Annotated in this window: 14 protein-coding genes and 1 pseudogene; 10 read left to right on the forward strand and 5 right to left on the reverse strand. The window is 73.7% G+C overall.

All coding sequences use genetic code 11. From position 1 onward, the window contains the following. Positions 1 to 34 precede the first annotated feature (34 nt). Both MUK52_RS33265 and MUK52_RS33270 read left to right on the forward strand, forming a co-directional pair. Positions 35 to 721: pseudogene (locus MUK52_RS33265) on the forward strand (glycoside hydrolase family 15 protein); the annotation flags it as partial. A gap of 67 nt (positions 722 to 788) precedes the next feature. Beyond that, positions 789 to 1,178 (forward strand): glycoside hydrolase family 15 protein, encoded by a 390-nt coding sequence (locus MUK52_RS33270; protein ID WP_502963615.1) that lies wholly within the window; start codon positions 789 to 791, stop codon positions 1,176 to 1,178. Between the two features lie 512 nt (positions 1,179 to 1,690). On the opposite strand, the gene MUK52_RS02875 is transcribed toward MUK52_RS33270, so the two are convergent. After that, positions 1,691 to 2,656 carry a pirin family protein gene (locus tag MUK52_RS02875; RefSeq protein WP_114055398.1) on the reverse strand — a complete coding sequence of 322 codons (966 nt, stop codon included), beginning with the start codon at positions 2,654 to 2,656 and terminating at the stop codon, positions 1,691 to 1,693. Between the two features lie 105 nt (positions 2,657 to 2,761). Here MUK52_RS02875 and MUK52_RS02880 point away from each other — a divergent pair, with 105 nt between their 5' ends. The 6 genes from MUK52_RS02880 (at position 2,762) to MUK52_RS02905 (ending at position 7,227) form a co-directional block, all read left to right on the forward strand. Continuing rightward, a complete protein-coding gene (locus tag MUK52_RS02880) occupies positions 2,762 to 3,112 on the forward strand; it encodes a tetratricopeptide repeat protein (RefSeq protein ID WP_284581637.1) in 351 nt (116 codons plus the stop codon). 75 nt (positions 3,113 to 3,187) lie between these two features. Continuing rightward, complete coding sequence (locus tag MUK52_RS02885; RefSeq protein ID WP_284574449.1) at positions 3,188 to 4,402, forward strand: methyltransferase; 1,215 nt, start codon at positions 3,188 to 3,190, stop codon at positions 4,400 to 4,402. Positions 4,403 to 4,429: 27 nt separating this feature from the next. Continuing rightward, complete coding sequence (locus tag MUK52_RS02890) at positions 4,430 to 5,293, forward strand: MerR family transcriptional regulator (RefSeq protein WP_246042515.1); 864 nt, start codon at positions 4,430 to 4,432, stop codon at positions 5,291 to 5,293. Between the two features lie 130 nt (positions 5,294 to 5,423). After that, positions 5,424 to 6,089: a DUF6230 family protein gene (locus MUK52_RS02895; RefSeq protein ID WP_114055397.1), complete on the forward strand. Its 666-nt coding sequence runs from the start codon at positions 5,424 to 5,426 to the stop codon at positions 6,087 to 6,089. Continuing rightward, positions 6,080 to 6,562, forward strand: coding sequence for a DUF6114 domain-containing protein (locus tag MUK52_RS02900; RefSeq protein WP_284574452.1), 483 nt, complete (start codon positions 6,080 to 6,082; stop codon positions 6,560 to 6,562). Before MUK52_RS02895 ends, MUK52_RS02900 begins: the two co-directional genes overlap by 10 nt. Continuing rightward, on the forward strand, positions 6,559 to 7,227 hold the full coding sequence (locus MUK52_RS02905; protein ID WP_114055396.1) for a hypothetical protein: 669 nt from the start codon (positions 6,559 to 6,561) through the stop codon (positions 7,225 to 7,227). The genes MUK52_RS02900 and MUK52_RS02905 overlap by 4 nt, the downstream gene beginning before the upstream one ends. A gap of 115 nt (positions 7,228 to 7,342) precedes the next feature. On the opposite strand, the gene MUK52_RS02910 is transcribed toward MUK52_RS02905, so the two are convergent. Together MUK52_RS02910 and MUK52_RS02915 are read right to left on the reverse strand one after the other, a co-directional pair. Then, complete coding sequence (locus MUK52_RS02910; protein WP_114055395.1) at positions 7,343 to 8,797, reverse strand: dihydrolipoyl dehydrogenase family protein; 1,455 nt, start codon at positions 8,795 to 8,797, stop codon at positions 7,343 to 7,345. An 85-nt stretch (positions 8,798 to 8,882) separates the two neighbouring features. Next, positions 8,883 to 9,254: a thioredoxin family protein gene (locus MUK52_RS02915; protein ID WP_114055394.1), complete on the reverse strand. Its 372-nt coding sequence runs from the start codon at positions 9,252 to 9,254 to the stop codon at positions 8,883 to 8,885. A 481-nt stretch (positions 9,255 to 9,735) separates the two neighbouring features. On the opposite strand from MUK52_RS02915, the gene MUK52_RS02920 reads away from it, so the two are divergent. Then, positions 9,736 to 9,963, forward strand: coding sequence for a hypothetical protein (locus tag MUK52_RS02920; RefSeq protein ID WP_114055393.1), 228 nt, complete (start codon positions 9,736 to 9,738; stop codon positions 9,961 to 9,963). Beyond that, the gene (locus MUK52_RS02925; RefSeq protein WP_114055392.1) at positions 9,960 to 10,691 is read left to right on the forward strand and encodes a 4'-phosphopantetheinyl transferase family protein; all 732 of its coding nucleotides are present in this window, start codon (positions 9,960 to 9,962) and stop codon (positions 10,689 to 10,691) included. Before MUK52_RS02920 ends, MUK52_RS02925 begins: the two co-directional genes overlap by 4 nt. Here the strand turns inward: MUK52_RS02925 and MUK52_RS02930 are convergent. Next, positions 10,684 to 11,376 carry a LuxR C-terminal-related transcriptional regulator gene (locus MUK52_RS02930; protein WP_428985423.1) on the reverse strand — a complete coding sequence of 231 codons (693 nt, stop codon included), beginning with the start codon at positions 11,374 to 11,376 and terminating at the stop codon, positions 10,684 to 10,686. The two genes, MUK52_RS02925 and MUK52_RS02930, sit on opposite strands and share 8 nt — an antisense overlap. 366 nt (positions 11,377 to 11,742) lie before the next feature. Then, on the reverse strand, positions 11,743 to 14,547 hold the full coding sequence (locus tag MUK52_RS02935) for a helix-turn-helix transcriptional regulator (RefSeq protein WP_114055391.1): 2,805 nt from the start codon (positions 14,545 to 14,547) through the stop codon (positions 11,743 to 11,745). Positions 14,548 to 14,549 lie beyond the last annotated feature (2 nt).

A 14,549-nucleotide genomic window follows, 5' to 3' on the forward strand; every position in this document is an offset into this window, starting at 1 on the left:
GGTGCCGCCGCTCGGCGGGCCGGCAGTGGAGCGGGTGACCGCGTCGGCGTACACCGTCCCCACCGATCTTCCCGGCGGTGACGGCACCCGCGACTTCTGGTCGGACTGGATCGGGACGTGCGACTACGACGGTCGGTGGCCAGAAGCGGTACGCCGCGCCCTGATCACGCTGAAGGCGCTCACCTACGCCCCCACCGGCGGCGTCCTCGCGGCCGCGACGACGTCCCTGCCCGAATCCCCCGGGGGAACGCGCAACTGGGACTACCACTACTGCCGGCTCCGCGACTCCTTGTTCACCCTGCAGGCGCTGCTGGGCACCGGATACCTGGAGGAGGCAAGAGCCTGGCGGGAATGGCTCGTTCGGGCCGCGGCAGGCGATCCTGCGGACCTCCGCGTCGTCTACGGACTGGACGGCGGACGACGCATACCCGAACTCAACCTGGACTGGCTCGGCGGCTACCGGGGAGCGGCCCCGGTACGCGTCGGCAACGGCGCCGCCGGCCAGTTCCAGCTGGACGTTCTCGGCGAGGTCCTGGACTGCCTCCACTTCGCCAGGAACACCGGGCTCGCCGTCGATGAAAACGCCTGGGAGCTGCAGAAGGCGCTGCTCGACCACCTGGAGGGGCACTGGCGGGATCCCGATCGCGGCATCCGGGAGGTGCGAGGTCCGCGGCGGCACTTCGTCTACTCCAAGGTCATGGCATGGGCCGGCCTCGACCGAGCCGTGCACACCGTACCGACACGGCCTGCCCGGCCCGGTCGACCGCTGGGCTGCGGTACGCGACGAGATCCCCCGCGAGGTCTGCTCCCGCGGCTTCGACACCGGGCGCAACACCTTCACCCAGTACTACGGCTCCCGGGAGCTCGACGCGGCTCTCCTTCTGCTGCCCCGCGTCGGGTTCCTGCCCTGGAGCGACCCGCGCGTCCGCGGCACCGTCGACGCCGTACGACGCGAGCTGTCCGAGGACGGATCCCTGATGCGCTACCGCCAGGGGCCGGCCCCGGCCGGGGGCACGACGAGGGCATCGACCGGGTGGACGGGCTTGCCGGCCGCGAGGGGGTCTTCCTCGCCTGCACGTTCTGGCTGGTGGACGCCCTGCACTGCACGGGGAGCACGGGCGAGGCGGAGAAGCTGTTCGAAAGGCTCCTCGGCCTGCGCAACGACGTGGGTCTCCTGAGCGAGGAGTACGACCCGGCCGCGCGCCGCTTCCCCGGCAACGTCCCGCAGGCCTTCAGCATGGTGGGCCTGATCAACTCGGCCCGGCTGCTGAGCGGCGCGCACACGGAGACCTCCCAGGACCAGGACCGTCGGGGGGCTCCGCGATATGGGCGTAGCGGATCAGCATGGAGCCGGGGTCGAGCCCCGGGCGTTGGTGCTGTGCCCGGGCAGCATGGTGCACGTCGCCTACGCCGAAGCACGGGCGTGGCAGCTCGAGTTCGAGCGCGCACGGCAGGAGGCAGCGGCGCCGGCCGCGGTGGAAGAAGTGCTCTTCGAGGGATGAGGATCAGAGAGCCGCACCCGTGCACGCATCGCAGTCACAACGGGGGGCGCGAAAGCCACCAGCCCCGACGCCCCGCCGACACCGGAACGCCTTCTCGCACCGCGTCCGGCGGCCTCCGCTGCCGAGTCAAGAGCGGAGGGCCGGGAGCAACCGCCGCACCCGACCCTCGCCGCCCACAGACAAGCAGGTCAACGCACTCTTCCCCTGGGCTTCAGGTGCGTGGGGGGCAGTTCGGGGGCAGGGATCGGAGGGCCGTCGTAGCCCTTGACCTCGCCGAAGCGGGTGCCGGTCGTCCAGTCTTCGCGGGCCTGCGCGATGTCGTCGTGCGAGCGGCCGATCCAGTTCCAGAACATCACGATCTCCTCCTCGAACGGTTCGCCGCCCAGGAGCATCAGGCCGGCGTCCGACGTGGCGCGGAGCGGGAGTTCCGTGCGGCCGCAGCCGAGGTAGAGCATCGAGCCGGGCAGGACCGGGACGCCGTCGACGTGCGCCTCGCCCGACATCGACAGGACCGCGTACTCGAAGTCCGGCTCCAGCGGCAGCTTCGCCTCGGTGCCCTCCGCGAGGGCGATGTCGGCGCCGACGATCGGGCTGTACGCCGTTCCCGGCGAGGCCGCCGTGTCCAGGGTGCCCAGGATGACCGTGGCGTCCACGCCGGACGCGGTCACGCGCGGAAGGGCCGCGTGGTGCTGGAAGTGCGGCTCGACGTGGCGGTGGGCGTCGGGGAGCGCCACCCACAGCTGGGCTCCGTGCAGGAGGCGGCTGTGGTCTCGGGGGCTCTCCTCGGAGTGGCTGATGCCGCGGCCGGAGGTCATCAGGCCGAGTTCGCGCGGGCGGATCGTCTGCAGGCTGCCCGTGCTGTCGCGGTGCAGGACCTCGCCGTCGTGCAGCCAGCTCACCGTCTGGAGACCCGTGTGCGGGTGGGGCGCGACCTGCATGCCGGGCTCGCCCGCGATGTCGTCGGGCCCGTAGTGGTCGACGAAGCACCAGGCGCCCACCATGCGGCGGCCCAGGTTCGGCAGGAGGCGGCGGACCTCGGAGGACTCGCCCAGCTTGACCGTCCGGGGGCTGAGGAGCTCGCGGACCGGTTCGGCCACGACGAAGCCCCGTCCGCCGCAGGCGGAGAGGGCCGGCTGGCGCTCGAGATTGCTCATGTCCCCAACCTAGTGCCGGCGGCCCCGCCGCACCGCACGGAATGCGAGGGTCCGGCCCTGCGTTGGAGGGTGCGTCGGAAGCATCCGGACAGCGGAAGGGACGCGATGGACGCGCGCAGCACGTATTTCGAGCACGGCACGGCGGCCGAGCGCTGGGCGCGCGCCCGGCTCTTCTTCGACGCGAAGGAGTACGGGCCGGCCGTCGGGATCCTTGAGGGGCTGGCCAGCGAGGCGCCCGAGCAGCTCGCGCCGAGGCTGCTGCTGGCCCGCGCGTACTACCACTCCGCCCGGCTGGCGCGCGCCGAGGCGGAGCTGCGCGCCATCCTGGAGCGCTGGCCGGTGGAGGACTACGCCCGGCTGCTGCTCGGCCGCGCGCTGGAGCGGCAGGGCCGCTCCGCGGAGGCGGCGCCCCACCTGCGGCTCGCCGCGGCGATGGCCGGCGAGTTCCCCGAGTAGCCCGCGGGCGCCGCGGCGCCCGCCCGGCTCGCCGGTGCGGGGCGGGGCGGCGCACTCGGATAGCCTGGGGGCACGATGAACCGCCTGACCACGCCTTTCGGCTCCCACGAGCTCACCCGCTTCCCCGAGGACCCGCGCGACCGGCTCCGCGCCTGGGACGCCGCCGACGAGTACCTGCTGCGCCACCTGCACGGCGGCACCGGCGAGCGGGGCCCGGTGGACCTGTCCGCCGCCGCCGGGCGGATCACCGTCTTCGGGGACCGGTGGGGTGCGCTGGCGACGGCCCTGGCCGCGTACCGGCCGGTGCAGATCACCGACTCCTACCTGACCCGGGCGGCCACCGGGGCCAACCTGCGGCGGGCCGGCGTGCCCCAGGGCGCCGTGACGCTGCTGACCACGCAGGACGCTCCGCCGGAGCGGATCGACGTCCTGCTGGTGCGGGTGCCGAAGAGCCTGGCGCTGCTGGAGGACCAGCTGCTGCGGCTGGCGCCGCACGTCCACGCGGGCACGGTCGTCGTCGGCGCCGGCATGGTCAAGGAGATCCACACCTCCACCCTGGACCTCTTCGAGCGGATCCTCGGCCCGACGCGGACCTCCCTCGCGGAGAAGAAGGCCCGGCTGATCTTCTGTACGCCGGATCCCGCGGCCGGTGAGGGGACCCCCTCGGGTGGCGGCTCGCGGTGGCCGCTCGCGTACACGCTGGACGGGGACGCCGGCTCGGGCGCCGGTCTGACCGCCGTCAACCACGCGGGGATCTTCTGCGCGGACCGCCTCGACGTCGGCACCCGCTTCTTCCTGCAGAGCATCCCGAACAACACGGCCGGCGCCCGCGTCGTCGACCTCGGCTGCGGCAACGGCATCGTCGGCACGGCGGTCGCGGTCGCCGACCCGGAAGCGGAGGTCGTCTTCGCCGACGAGTCGTACCAGGCGGTCGCCTCGGCGCGGGCCACGTACGAGGCCAACGTGCCCGGCGGGTCCCGCCGGGGGCGGGCGGAGTTCTTCGTCGGCGACGGGCTGGCGATGCTGCCCGCCGCCTCCGTGGACCTCGTCCTCAGCAATCCGCCGTTCCACTCGCACCAGGCGACGACGGACGCGACCGCGCTGCGGATGTTCGCGCAGTCGCGGCGCGCACTGCGCCCGGGCGGCGAGCTGTGGATCGTCGCCAACCGGCATCTGGGCTACCACACGCACCTGCGCCGCCTGTTCGGCAACAGCGAAGTCGTCGCCGGCGAACCGCGGTTCGTGGTGCTGCGCGCGGTGAAGCGGGAGAAGCGTCCGCGCCCCATGTGACCTGCCAGTACGTCCTAGACTCGCCGCGTGAGCAGCCTGGTGCGGGACGAAGCGGACAAGGACGGCACAACCGGGGGCGGCGCGCCCGGCGGCGGTGCGGGCGGTGCAGGCGGTACGGGCAGTGCGGACGGTACGGGCGGCGCGGCGCGCCCGGAGGGCGGGGCCGCCTGCGGCCGCTACCGCCGGGAGGACCTGGCGCGGGCGGCCGGCGTGAAGGAGCGCAACCTGCGCTACTACCAGGAGCGCGGGCTGCTGCCGCCGCCGCGCCGCGAGGGCCGGATCGGCTGGTACTCGGAGGAGCACCTGGTGCGGCTGCGGCTGATCAGCGACCTGCTGGGCCGCGGCTACACCGTCAACGGCATCGGGGAGCTGCTGCGGGCCTGGGAGGGCGGCGGCGGGCTGCCCCAACTGCTGGGCCTGGAGCGGGCGATGGTCCGGGACTGGGTGCAGGAGGAGCCGGTCACCATGAGCACCGCCGAGCTGGTCGAGCTGTTCGGCCCGGCGGCGACGGCGGAGGACACCCGGCGGGCAGCCAGGCTGGGCTACGTGAGCATCGACGGCGATCTGGTCACCCACCGCAGCCGGCGGCTGCTGGAGGCGACGCTCGCGCTGGTGCGCCAGGGGGTTCCGCTGGCGGAGATCCTGGACGCGGCCGACCTCCTGCAGGCGCAGGCGGCCGCGCTCGCCGACCGGTTCGTCGGACTGTTCCGCCGGCACGTGATCGGCCCGGAGGGGCTGGAGCGCCTTTCGGCCAGTCAACTGGATCACATCGCCGGCGCGGCCGCGGATCTGCGACCCGTCGCGGGCGAGGTCGTGGCCGCGGAGTTCGCCCGGGCGATGGCCCTGCGGATGGAGGCCGAGGTCGCTGAACTCCTGGGGCGGGAGCGGTAGTCGGGACGGGACCGACGAGTAGGACTCGGCCAGAAAGGTACGCTCGGGCAACCTTGCCAACCCCCATTGGCACTCTTACATTCAACTCGTCGGTAACAACGGTGCACGACCGAAGACAAGGGACGATCTCATGACGGACTCCCCGCACTTACCGGACGCAGCCGAGCCGCCCGGCAGAGACGCCGCGGACCGGCCGGAACCGGGCACCGGCTCCGTCCGATGGCGCCGCTTCGCCGTCCTCACCATCCCCGCCGTCGCCGTCACCGCAGGCCTCGGCATCGCCCTCGCCCAGGGCGCGCTCGCCGCCTCCTTCGCCGTCTCGGGCCAGCAGTTCAAGGTCTCGGCCACCAGCCTGGAAGGCGAGGGCTTCGCCCAGTACGGCGGCATCGACACCAATGCCCGCCAGGAGCTGATCCCCGTCGCGGTCACCGCCATCAGGGAGGCCAGGCTCGACAACCTCTGCCAGTCGGTGGTCACCACACTGCCCATGGTGGGCGACATCTCGCTGAACCTCACCGCCGGCAAGAAGACGCCCGTCGAGGCCTCGAACCTCTTCGTCGACGCCACCCAGCTCTCCGGCAACGCCGTCTTCACCAACATCGAGATCGGACGCGACGCCTCCACCCTCGACAAGGGTCCCGCCGATGCCGTCGGCATGCAGGACCTGTTCGCCCAGCAGGCGGACACCGTCCGCATCACCGATCTCCAGCAGACCGCCTGGGCCACGAACGCCGGTACCTTCAAGCTCTCCGGCCTCAGCATGCACATCAGCAAGGGCAAGAAGGAATGCTTCTGAACCGCTGGCGGCGGTGGCGGCACAGCAGGCCGTTCTGGGGAGGGCTCCTGGCCGTCCTCGCGGGGGCCGAGATCTGCGCCCTGCCGCTGGCACCGCTGAAGGTCATGCTCCAGCAGGGCGTCGCGGGCATCCCGTCCGTCCTCATGGGCGCCGTCATGATCGCGCTCGGCCTCACCGCCTGGTTCGCGCCCGCGCAGCGCGGCCTGGCCGGAGTGCTGACCACGCTCGTGGCGACGGCCGCGCTGGTGCTGTCCAACCTCGGCGGGTTCCTGATCGGCACCCTGCTCGGCATCCTCGGCGGCGGTCTGATGTTCGCGTGGCAGCCACACGCCGCCCCGTCCGCTCCGCTGCGTCCCGCCCCCACGGACGCCACGGACGCCGCAGGCACCACGGACGCAACGCCTGCGCCATCGCACGGCACTACCCCCTCCCGCTCCACACGGCACCACGATCCCCAAGGAGCACAGCCATGAGCCGTACGCGCACCGCGGCCGCCCTCGGGCTGGCGGCCGCCGGCGCCCTGACGGTGGCCTCCGCCACCGCCACCGCCTCCACCGCAGCCGCCCCCTCGCCCCGGCCGGCCGCCGGGTCGACCACCGTCACCCCGGCCGGGCACGCCTTCACGGCCGCCCTCAGCGGCAAGGCCACCCTGAAGGCCGGGTCGGTGACCGTCACCTGCTCGGTCTCGGTCTCCACCGGCACCGTCCCCGCCGCCCCCGGCAATCACAACGCCGCCGGGCCGGTCTCCTCGCCGATCACCCCGCCGACGTACAGCTCGTGCACCGCGAGCATCCCCGGCGTCACCCCGACGGTCACGACCAGCGGCGCCTGGTCCGTCTCGATGCAGCACGGCTCGCCGATCACGGCCGTCATGACGGTGCCGGCGGGAGGCCTGGTCCTGAAGACGACGGGGCTCGCGAGCTGCACCGTCACCACCGCGCCCTCCGGACCGGCGAACGTCAGCGGCACCTGGACCAACGGCGCCCCGCCCAGCCTGACCTTCACCAACGCGACCGTCCCCGTGAAGGTCACCGGCGGGTTCGGCTGCCCGACGAGCGCGACCGCGTCCACTTTCAACGCCGTGTACAAGGTCACCGACACCACCGACCCGGCGCAGCAGATCACCGTCGGCCCCTGACGGACCGGCCGGGCCCGCACCGCAGCCCGGCGCACCGCAGCCCGCCGCGCCACGGACCGCACCGCGCGGTTCCGCGGCGCGGCGGGCACCGCTTCCGCTCAGTCACCGCTTCCGCTCAGTCGCCCTGGTCGCGGTACGCCTCCAGCAGCCGCAGCCACACCTCGCTGATCGTCGGGAAGGCGGGGACGGCGTGCCACAGCCGGGCGATCGGAACCGCCCCGGCGACCGCGATCGTCGCCGCATGCACCAGCTCGGCCGCGCCCGCCCCGACGAACGTCGCCCCGAGCAGCACCTCCCGGTCCAGATCGACCACCATGCGCGCCCGTCCGCGGTAGCCGTCCGCGTACAGGCCCGCGCCGGAGACCGCCCCCAGGTCGCAGTCGACGGCCCGGACCCGGTGTCCGGCCCGCTCGGCCTCCGCCAGGGTCAGGCCCACCGCTGCGGCCTCCGGGTCGGTGAAGACCGCCTGGGGCAGGGCCCGGGTGTCGGCGGTCGCCGCGTACGCACCCCAGGGCTCGGCGGCGGCCCCGTCCGGGCGGCCGGCCGTCCCCGCGGCGGCGCGGGCCGCGATCGCGGCGCCGGCGATCCTCGCCTGGTACTTGCCCTGGTGGGTGAGGAGCGCTCGGTGGTTGACGTCGCCGACCGCGTACAGCCAGTCGTGGCCCGGCACGCGCAGGCCGTCGTCCACGGCGATCCACTCCCCCGGCTCGAGGCCGACGGTTTCCAGGCCGATGTCCTCGGTCCGCGGCGCCCGCCCGGTCGCCATCAGCAGCTCGTCCCCCTCCAGGATCTCGCCGCCCTCCAGCACCACCCGTACGGGCCCGTCCGCCTCCTCCCGTACGACCGCTTCGGCGGAGACCCCGGTGCGGACCACCGCGCCGGCCTCCCGCAGCGCCTCGGCGACCAGCTCGCCGGCGAAGGGCTCCATGCGCGGCAGCAGCCGCTCGCCCCGCACCAGTACCGTGACCTGCGAGCCCAGTGCCTGCCACGCGGTGGCCATCTCGGCGGCGACGACGGAGCCGCCGACGACGAGCAGCCGGGGCGGCACCCGGTGCGCGGACGTCGCCTCGCGGCTGGTCCACGGCCGGGCGCCGGCGATACCCGGCAGCGGGGGGACGACGGCGCGCGAGCCGGTGGCGACGACCACCGCGTGCCGGGCGGCAAGGAGGACGTGCTCGCCCTCGGGCCCCTCGACGGCGACCCGGCGCTCCCCGGCGAGCCGGCCGTGGCCGCGGTGGAGGTGCGCTCCGATGGAGGCCAGCCAGTCGTGCTGGCCGCCGTCCTTCCAGCCGCCGGTCCAGTAGTCGCGGTGGTCGAAGACGGCCCGGGCGTCCAGCGGGCCGCCGACGGCGCCCGCGAGGCCCGGCACCCGCCGTGCGTCGGCCCGGGCCAGCGCCGGGCGCAGCAGCGCCTTGCTGGGGATGCAGGCCCAGTACGAGCATTCGCCGCCGACGAGTTCCGCTTCGACCAGGGCCGTGCTCAGCCCGGCGGCGCGGGTCCGGTCGACGACGTTCTCGCCGGCCGGGCCGCCGCCCAGGACCACGACGTCGTACTCCACCTCTTGCGTCACGCGCGCCTCCAGGGGATCCGGGGCGCGGCGGGAGCCGGGTCAGCCCGGGGCTCGGGCCCCCGCCGGGCCCTGCGTCCCGGCCACCTTAGCCACGCTCCTCCCCTGCGGCGGCGATCTTCGCGCGGACCTCGTCCATGTCGAGGGCGCGGGCCTGCGTGATGAGGTCCGTGAGGGCGGCCTCCGGCAGGGCGCCGGGCTGCGCGAACACCGCCACCTGGTCGCGGACGATCATCAGGGTGGGGATGGAGGTGATCCCGAAGGCCGCGGCGAGCTCCTGCTGCGCCTCGGTGTCGACCTTTCCGAAGACGAGGTCGGGGTTGGCCTCGGCGGCCTTCTCGTAGACCGGGGCGAACTGCAGGCACGGCCGGCACCAGCCGGCCCAGAAGTCGATGAGCACGAACGGGTTGTCGCTGACCGTACGGTCGAAGTTCTCCTTGGTGAGCTCTACGGTTGTCATCCTGTGGGCCTCCGACGTGCGTGGATGGCGGAGTCGCGGCTGCTTCCCGGAACGGCATGGGAACGCAGCGGGAACACCGTGTCGTCAAGGCGAGCCTAACCGCGCCAACGCACGGGGACGGCCCATCCATGCCCCGGAAGCGTCCCTGGCGCCATCGGCGCAGCTCAGGGCGGTGTGCGGTCCGGGCCTGGGCGAATCACCAGGCCGGCCGGGGCAGACCGCGGGGGTGGCTGCCTTGAACGGATTCCAGCCCGTCCGCTTCCCGGCGCACGCACACGAACACGGCCGTCGGTGTGCGGTCGGTGGCGTCGGTGGACGACATCGCCTTCCGCACCGAGGACCCGGTGGTCACCGCCTTGCGGGAGGCGTACGCGGGCGTCAAGCCGGAACGGCTGTAGGGCCGTCCGGCCCGTCCCTACGAGTTTCACTAGCCCGCCGTCCGTAGCCTCGAAACCCTGGTGACGGGGTGAGGGGTGGTGTCATGGTGTCGGTCGGGGAAACGGGCGGGCGCGGGCTGCTGGACTGGGTGTGCGATCTGCACTCGCTGAACTCCGTCCTGGCGTCGGCGGCCGCGGCGGGGCCCGTGCCGCAGCCCGCACCGGATCCCGAGCCGACGGCGGACAGCCTGCAGTGGGCGACCCATCTGGTCGCCGTGTGGTCCCGGCTGGCCGCTCCGATGGCCACCCGCCCGGAGACGGGCTCCGTGTGATCGAGCGCATCCTCCCGAGGTCCGTGGTGGGCGTGGACGTCTTCGGTGATCATCCCCATGCCTCCCTGCACCCCCTGGAAGCCCTGGTCGTCCGGCATGCAGTCGGATCCCGCCGGCGGGAGTTCGCCACCGGGCGGTGGTGCGCCAGGCAGGCGCTCGCCCGATTACACGTCCCGGAGGCGCCGTTGCTGTCCGGCCCGCACCACGCCCCGCTCTGGCCGGAGGGCGTGGTCGGGAGCATCACGCACTGCGCCGGTTACCGTGCGGCCGCCGTGGCGCGCAGCACGGACGTGTGCATGCTCAGCGTGGACGCCGAGCCCCATGCGCCCCTGCCCCCGGGAGTGTTGGAGAGCATCGCGCTGTCCGAGGAACTGGCAATGGCGCGCGAGCTGGGGATCGCCTCCCCCGGCATCCACTGGGACCGGCTGCTGTTCAGCCTGAAGGAGACCGTCTACAAGGCCTGGTACCCGGCCACGCGCCGTCGGCTGGAGTTCGAGGACGCGCGGATCACGATCGACCTGTCGGCGGGTTCGTTCTGGGCGCAGGTCCTGGTGCCCTCGCCGTTGCGGCGCTCCGGCCGACCGCTCGACCGGCTGAGCGGGCGGTGGCTGGTCAGCGGCGGCCTCCTGGTGTCGGCCCTCGTGGTTCCGGCCGAGGGCGCGGCGGCCGGGGCTTCCGGCCCGGTCCTTCCGGCCGCGCCCCGGCCCGCCCGGGTGCCGCTTACTTGACGAAGTCCTCGACGACCTTCGGCGGCCACACACCGACTTTGAGCACGCCCATCGAGTAGGCGCGCGAGACCAGCGCCGCCCGGTTGGGAACCCGTAGCTTCCGGAACAGACAGGTCACGTGGTACTCGACGCCCTGCCGGCTCAGGTAGAGCCTCGCGGCGAGCGGAACGGTCGAGATTCCGGAGGCTATGCCTTCGAGTATCCGGGCGTCGATCTCGCTCAGGATCTTCTTCCGGCTGGGCATGACCTCGCCGTCCACCGGCTCGTCGCCGGAGGCCATCATCACCCAGATCGCCGACACGTCGGGGGTGCTGCTGCGCACGGCGCAGGCCGAGAGGGAGGCCGTGAAGGCCCGTCCGTCGGGCCCGACGGCGAGCACCTCGCTGGTGAAGCGGTCCCGCTTGCCCTCGGTGAGCCCGGCGAACTTGCGCAGCAGCGGCTGCTTGACGCTGGGGTGGACCAGGTCGGCGAACGGTCGGCCGCAGGGCTGCGACGCGTCCCCGCCGAACCGGCCGAAGAACTCCTGGTTCGCCTGCTGCACGGTCAGGCTGCGGTCGAGGCAGGCCATGGTGATACCCGGCCGGCCGAACAGCGGATGCTGCTCGGCGGAGTTCATCGGATGGGCCGCCAGGTCCTGGGCCACGGTCTGCGTCAGGTCCGCCGACGCGGATACGGAAGTCGCCATGGAATTCTCTGTCCTTTCATGGCGTGAGGTGGTGCGAACGGCTGCTGCGAGCCCCCCGTGAGACCGGCCGGTGCCTGCGCGAAAACGCTTTATCCGGACTGGACTCCGCCATGAACACTAGGTAGTCGGCTTCGCGCCGGTCAACGCTCGAGCGGCGCTTGAGGCGAATACCGTGGTCATCGGATCCAAGGGTTCGGTCAGGCACTTCCGCTTCGGTGGTTCGGTACGGTGCGGTCGGTCTCCTTCACAGGTCAAGCTGATGGATGGGGCCTGACGGGGTTCTGAGGGGCGGGGCAAGACGGCCCACCGAAGCAATCCGCCGAGACACCGAACCATCGGCTCTCCACCGAAGTGGCAGGCGGCCGTTCAGGAGTCCGCCGCCCCCTTTCGCGCACCGCCCAAAAGCGCCGCGAGTTGCGGCCGACCCGATATTCCGAGTTTTCGGTAGGAGTTCGTCAGATGTTTTTCCACCACCCGCGATCCGACGCCGAGTTCCGTCGCGATCTCCTGGTTGGTGAGCCCGCTCCCGGCGAGGGCCGCGACGCGCGATTCGGTCGGGGTCAGGGCCGGTTCGGGCGGGGTCCCGGCCGGCCCGGGCGGGCGCGGCACGTCCTGCTCGGCCTTCCAGGGCACCCCGCAGGCCAGGGCGAGGGCCGCCGACTCACGCTGCAGCTCCCGCGCCTCGGCGCCCTCGCGTACCGCGCGGGCCAGCGCGCGCAGCGTTCGGGCCAGTTCGAGCCCGTTGGCCGAGCCGCGCAGGACGTTGACCGCGTCGCGCAGCAGGGCTGTGCCCTCGCTGCCCCCGCGGAGGCGACCGCGCAGCCGCTGCGCGCGCCCGATCGCGACCGGCGCGCCCCAGATCCTGGCCTGTGCGTACTCCTCCTCGGCGAGCGCCCGGGCCGACTCCAGGTCACCGCTGCGGTGCAGCAGGCGGATCGCCCAGGGCCGCCACGGGAAGAGGACCGGGTTGCGCCATCCGGACGCCTCCAGTTGGCGACCGCAGGCGAGCACGGTGTCCAGGGCCCGGTCCAGGTCGCCGCGCCGGGCCTCTGCTTGTGCCTCCGTCAGCCGCAGCATGGTGGTGCAGGCGAGGTTTCCGGCCGCCAGCTGCCCTCGGGTTCCGGCTCTCACGCGCTCGCCGAGCACCGGGTCGCAGGCCTCCAAGGCGATGGCGGCCAGCACGGTGGCGGCCATCGCCGCGCCGTCCGGATGGCCGTCTCCCTCGCGCTCGAAGGCCCGCTCGGCATGCTCGCGGGCGTGTGCGAGCCGGCCGCGGGCCAGGAGGACCATCGCCTCCTCGACCTGGACGAAAGGCTCCGGTCCGCCTCCGGCCCGGCCCCGGTGCCGCTCTCGGTCCGCCAGCCAGCCGGCGAGGGCATCCACGTCGTCGGCACTGGTGAACACCGGTGCCAGCAGCGGCAGGACGGTCGGCGGTCCCGGTTCGGCAGCCGGTACGCTCGCGAGGATCCGCCCGGCCTGCCGGGCCACCTCGTACGCGGGCAGCCGGCCGCTGAGTGCGGCCGCGTGCAGGAGTACGGCGAGCAGTTCACGTTCGGCGCCGGAGAAGACGGCCGGATCCTCGGGCCGCTCCCGCAGCCGGCGTACGGACCGGGCGAGTTCGGCGGGGTCCTGGCGGGCGCAGTGGCTCAGCCGGGCCTCCAGCCGCAGGGCCAGGTCGCGCGCCGATCCGGTCAGCCGTTCCGGGGATCCGAGGCCGGCGGCGGCCTGCCGGAGGATGTCCGCGGCGGCGGGGTTGAGGGGGGTGAGGAAGCCCGGCGAGATGCGCAGCGCTGCCGCGGCCCGGTCGTGCGGCGTGTCCAGCAGGGCGATGGCCTGGGCGGTGTGCCGTTCGCAGGCGGCGCTGTCGTAGGCGCTCTCCGCCGCCGCGAGGTCGATCAGCAGGCGCGCCCGCTCCTCGCCCTGTTCGGGGCTGCCGATCAGGGCGCGGCGCAGGAACCGGGCCGCCTCCTGGTGGGCGCCGCGGCGCAGGGCCGCGTCTGCGGCGGTGCGCAGGACGGCGGCGGACCAGCTGTTGCCAGGGGTGGCGGCCGCCATGAGCTGGGCCGCGACCTCTTCGCCGGAGTGCCCGGCCTCGTGCAGCAGGGTGGCAGCCCGTTCGTGCCAACTGCCCCGCTCGTCCATGGCCATGGAGGCCTCGGCCGCGTCCTGGACGACCGGATGGACGAACGCCCGAACGCCCTCGGCCCTGAGCAGTCCGAGCCGGTGCAGGGTGCGCAGGGCGTCGGACTCCCCGATGGTGTCCAGGCGGGCCAGGCGCGCGGCCAGCCCGGGGGTGTCCTGCTCCCCGAGGATCGCGATCGCGGCCGCCAGGTCGCGGACCGGTCGGGTCTGGGTGCTCAGGCATCCGGCGAGGCGTTCGCGCAGGGGCGCGGGCCGCAGCGTGCCGGCGGTCCCGGCGTGCGCGGCGGACGGCCGCAGCCCGGTGTCGGCCAGGGCCGCCAGGACATGGCTCAGGAACATCGGGTTGCCGCCGGATGCCCGGTGGCAGGCCAGGACGAACTCCTCATCGCCGCTCTCGCCGAACCGTTCCCGGATCAGCTGTCCGGTCGCGGCGGGCGAGAGCGGGGCGGGCCGCATCACTTGTGTGGCGGCATCGGTCACCTCGCACACCAGCGGGTGCCGGGCGCGCGGGTCGCCGTCGCGCAGGGTGCAGACGAGGACGGCGCGCAGACCCTGCGGGCGGCCCGCGAGGTAGGCCAGGCAGCGCAGCGACCAGGTGTCGGCCCACTGGAGGTCGTCGACGAGGATCAGCAGGGGGCGTTCGCGCCCGAGCCGGGCCAGCATCTCGCGCAGGTCCGACAGGACCGCGTCGAGGGGCGCCGCCGGGTCCTCGGCGGCGGCCGGCAGGAGGTCTTCGGAGAGGGTGTCCCCGAAGGGCGGGAAGCCGTCGGCCGCCGCGGCCGCCGCGAGGGTCAGGCTGTCGAAGAGCTGGCGTACGACGCCGTAGGCGAAGTCCTGTTCCATGACGGCCGCGTTGGCCCGCATGACGCACACGTCGTGGCCGGTGAAGCGTGCCGGGAGCTCCCGCAGCCAGGCGGATCTGCCGATGCCGAGGGGCCCGGTGAACAGCAGGAGCGAGGACCGCCCGTCGGCCGCCGCGTGCAGGGCGTCCTGCACCAACACCGTCTCGGATGTCCGTTCGAGCAGCATCG

Source organism: Streptomyces sp. 2P-4, assembly GCF_030167965.1.
GTDB lineage: Bacteria > Actinomycetota > Actinomycetes > Streptomycetales > Streptomycetaceae > Streptomyces > Streptomyces globosus_A.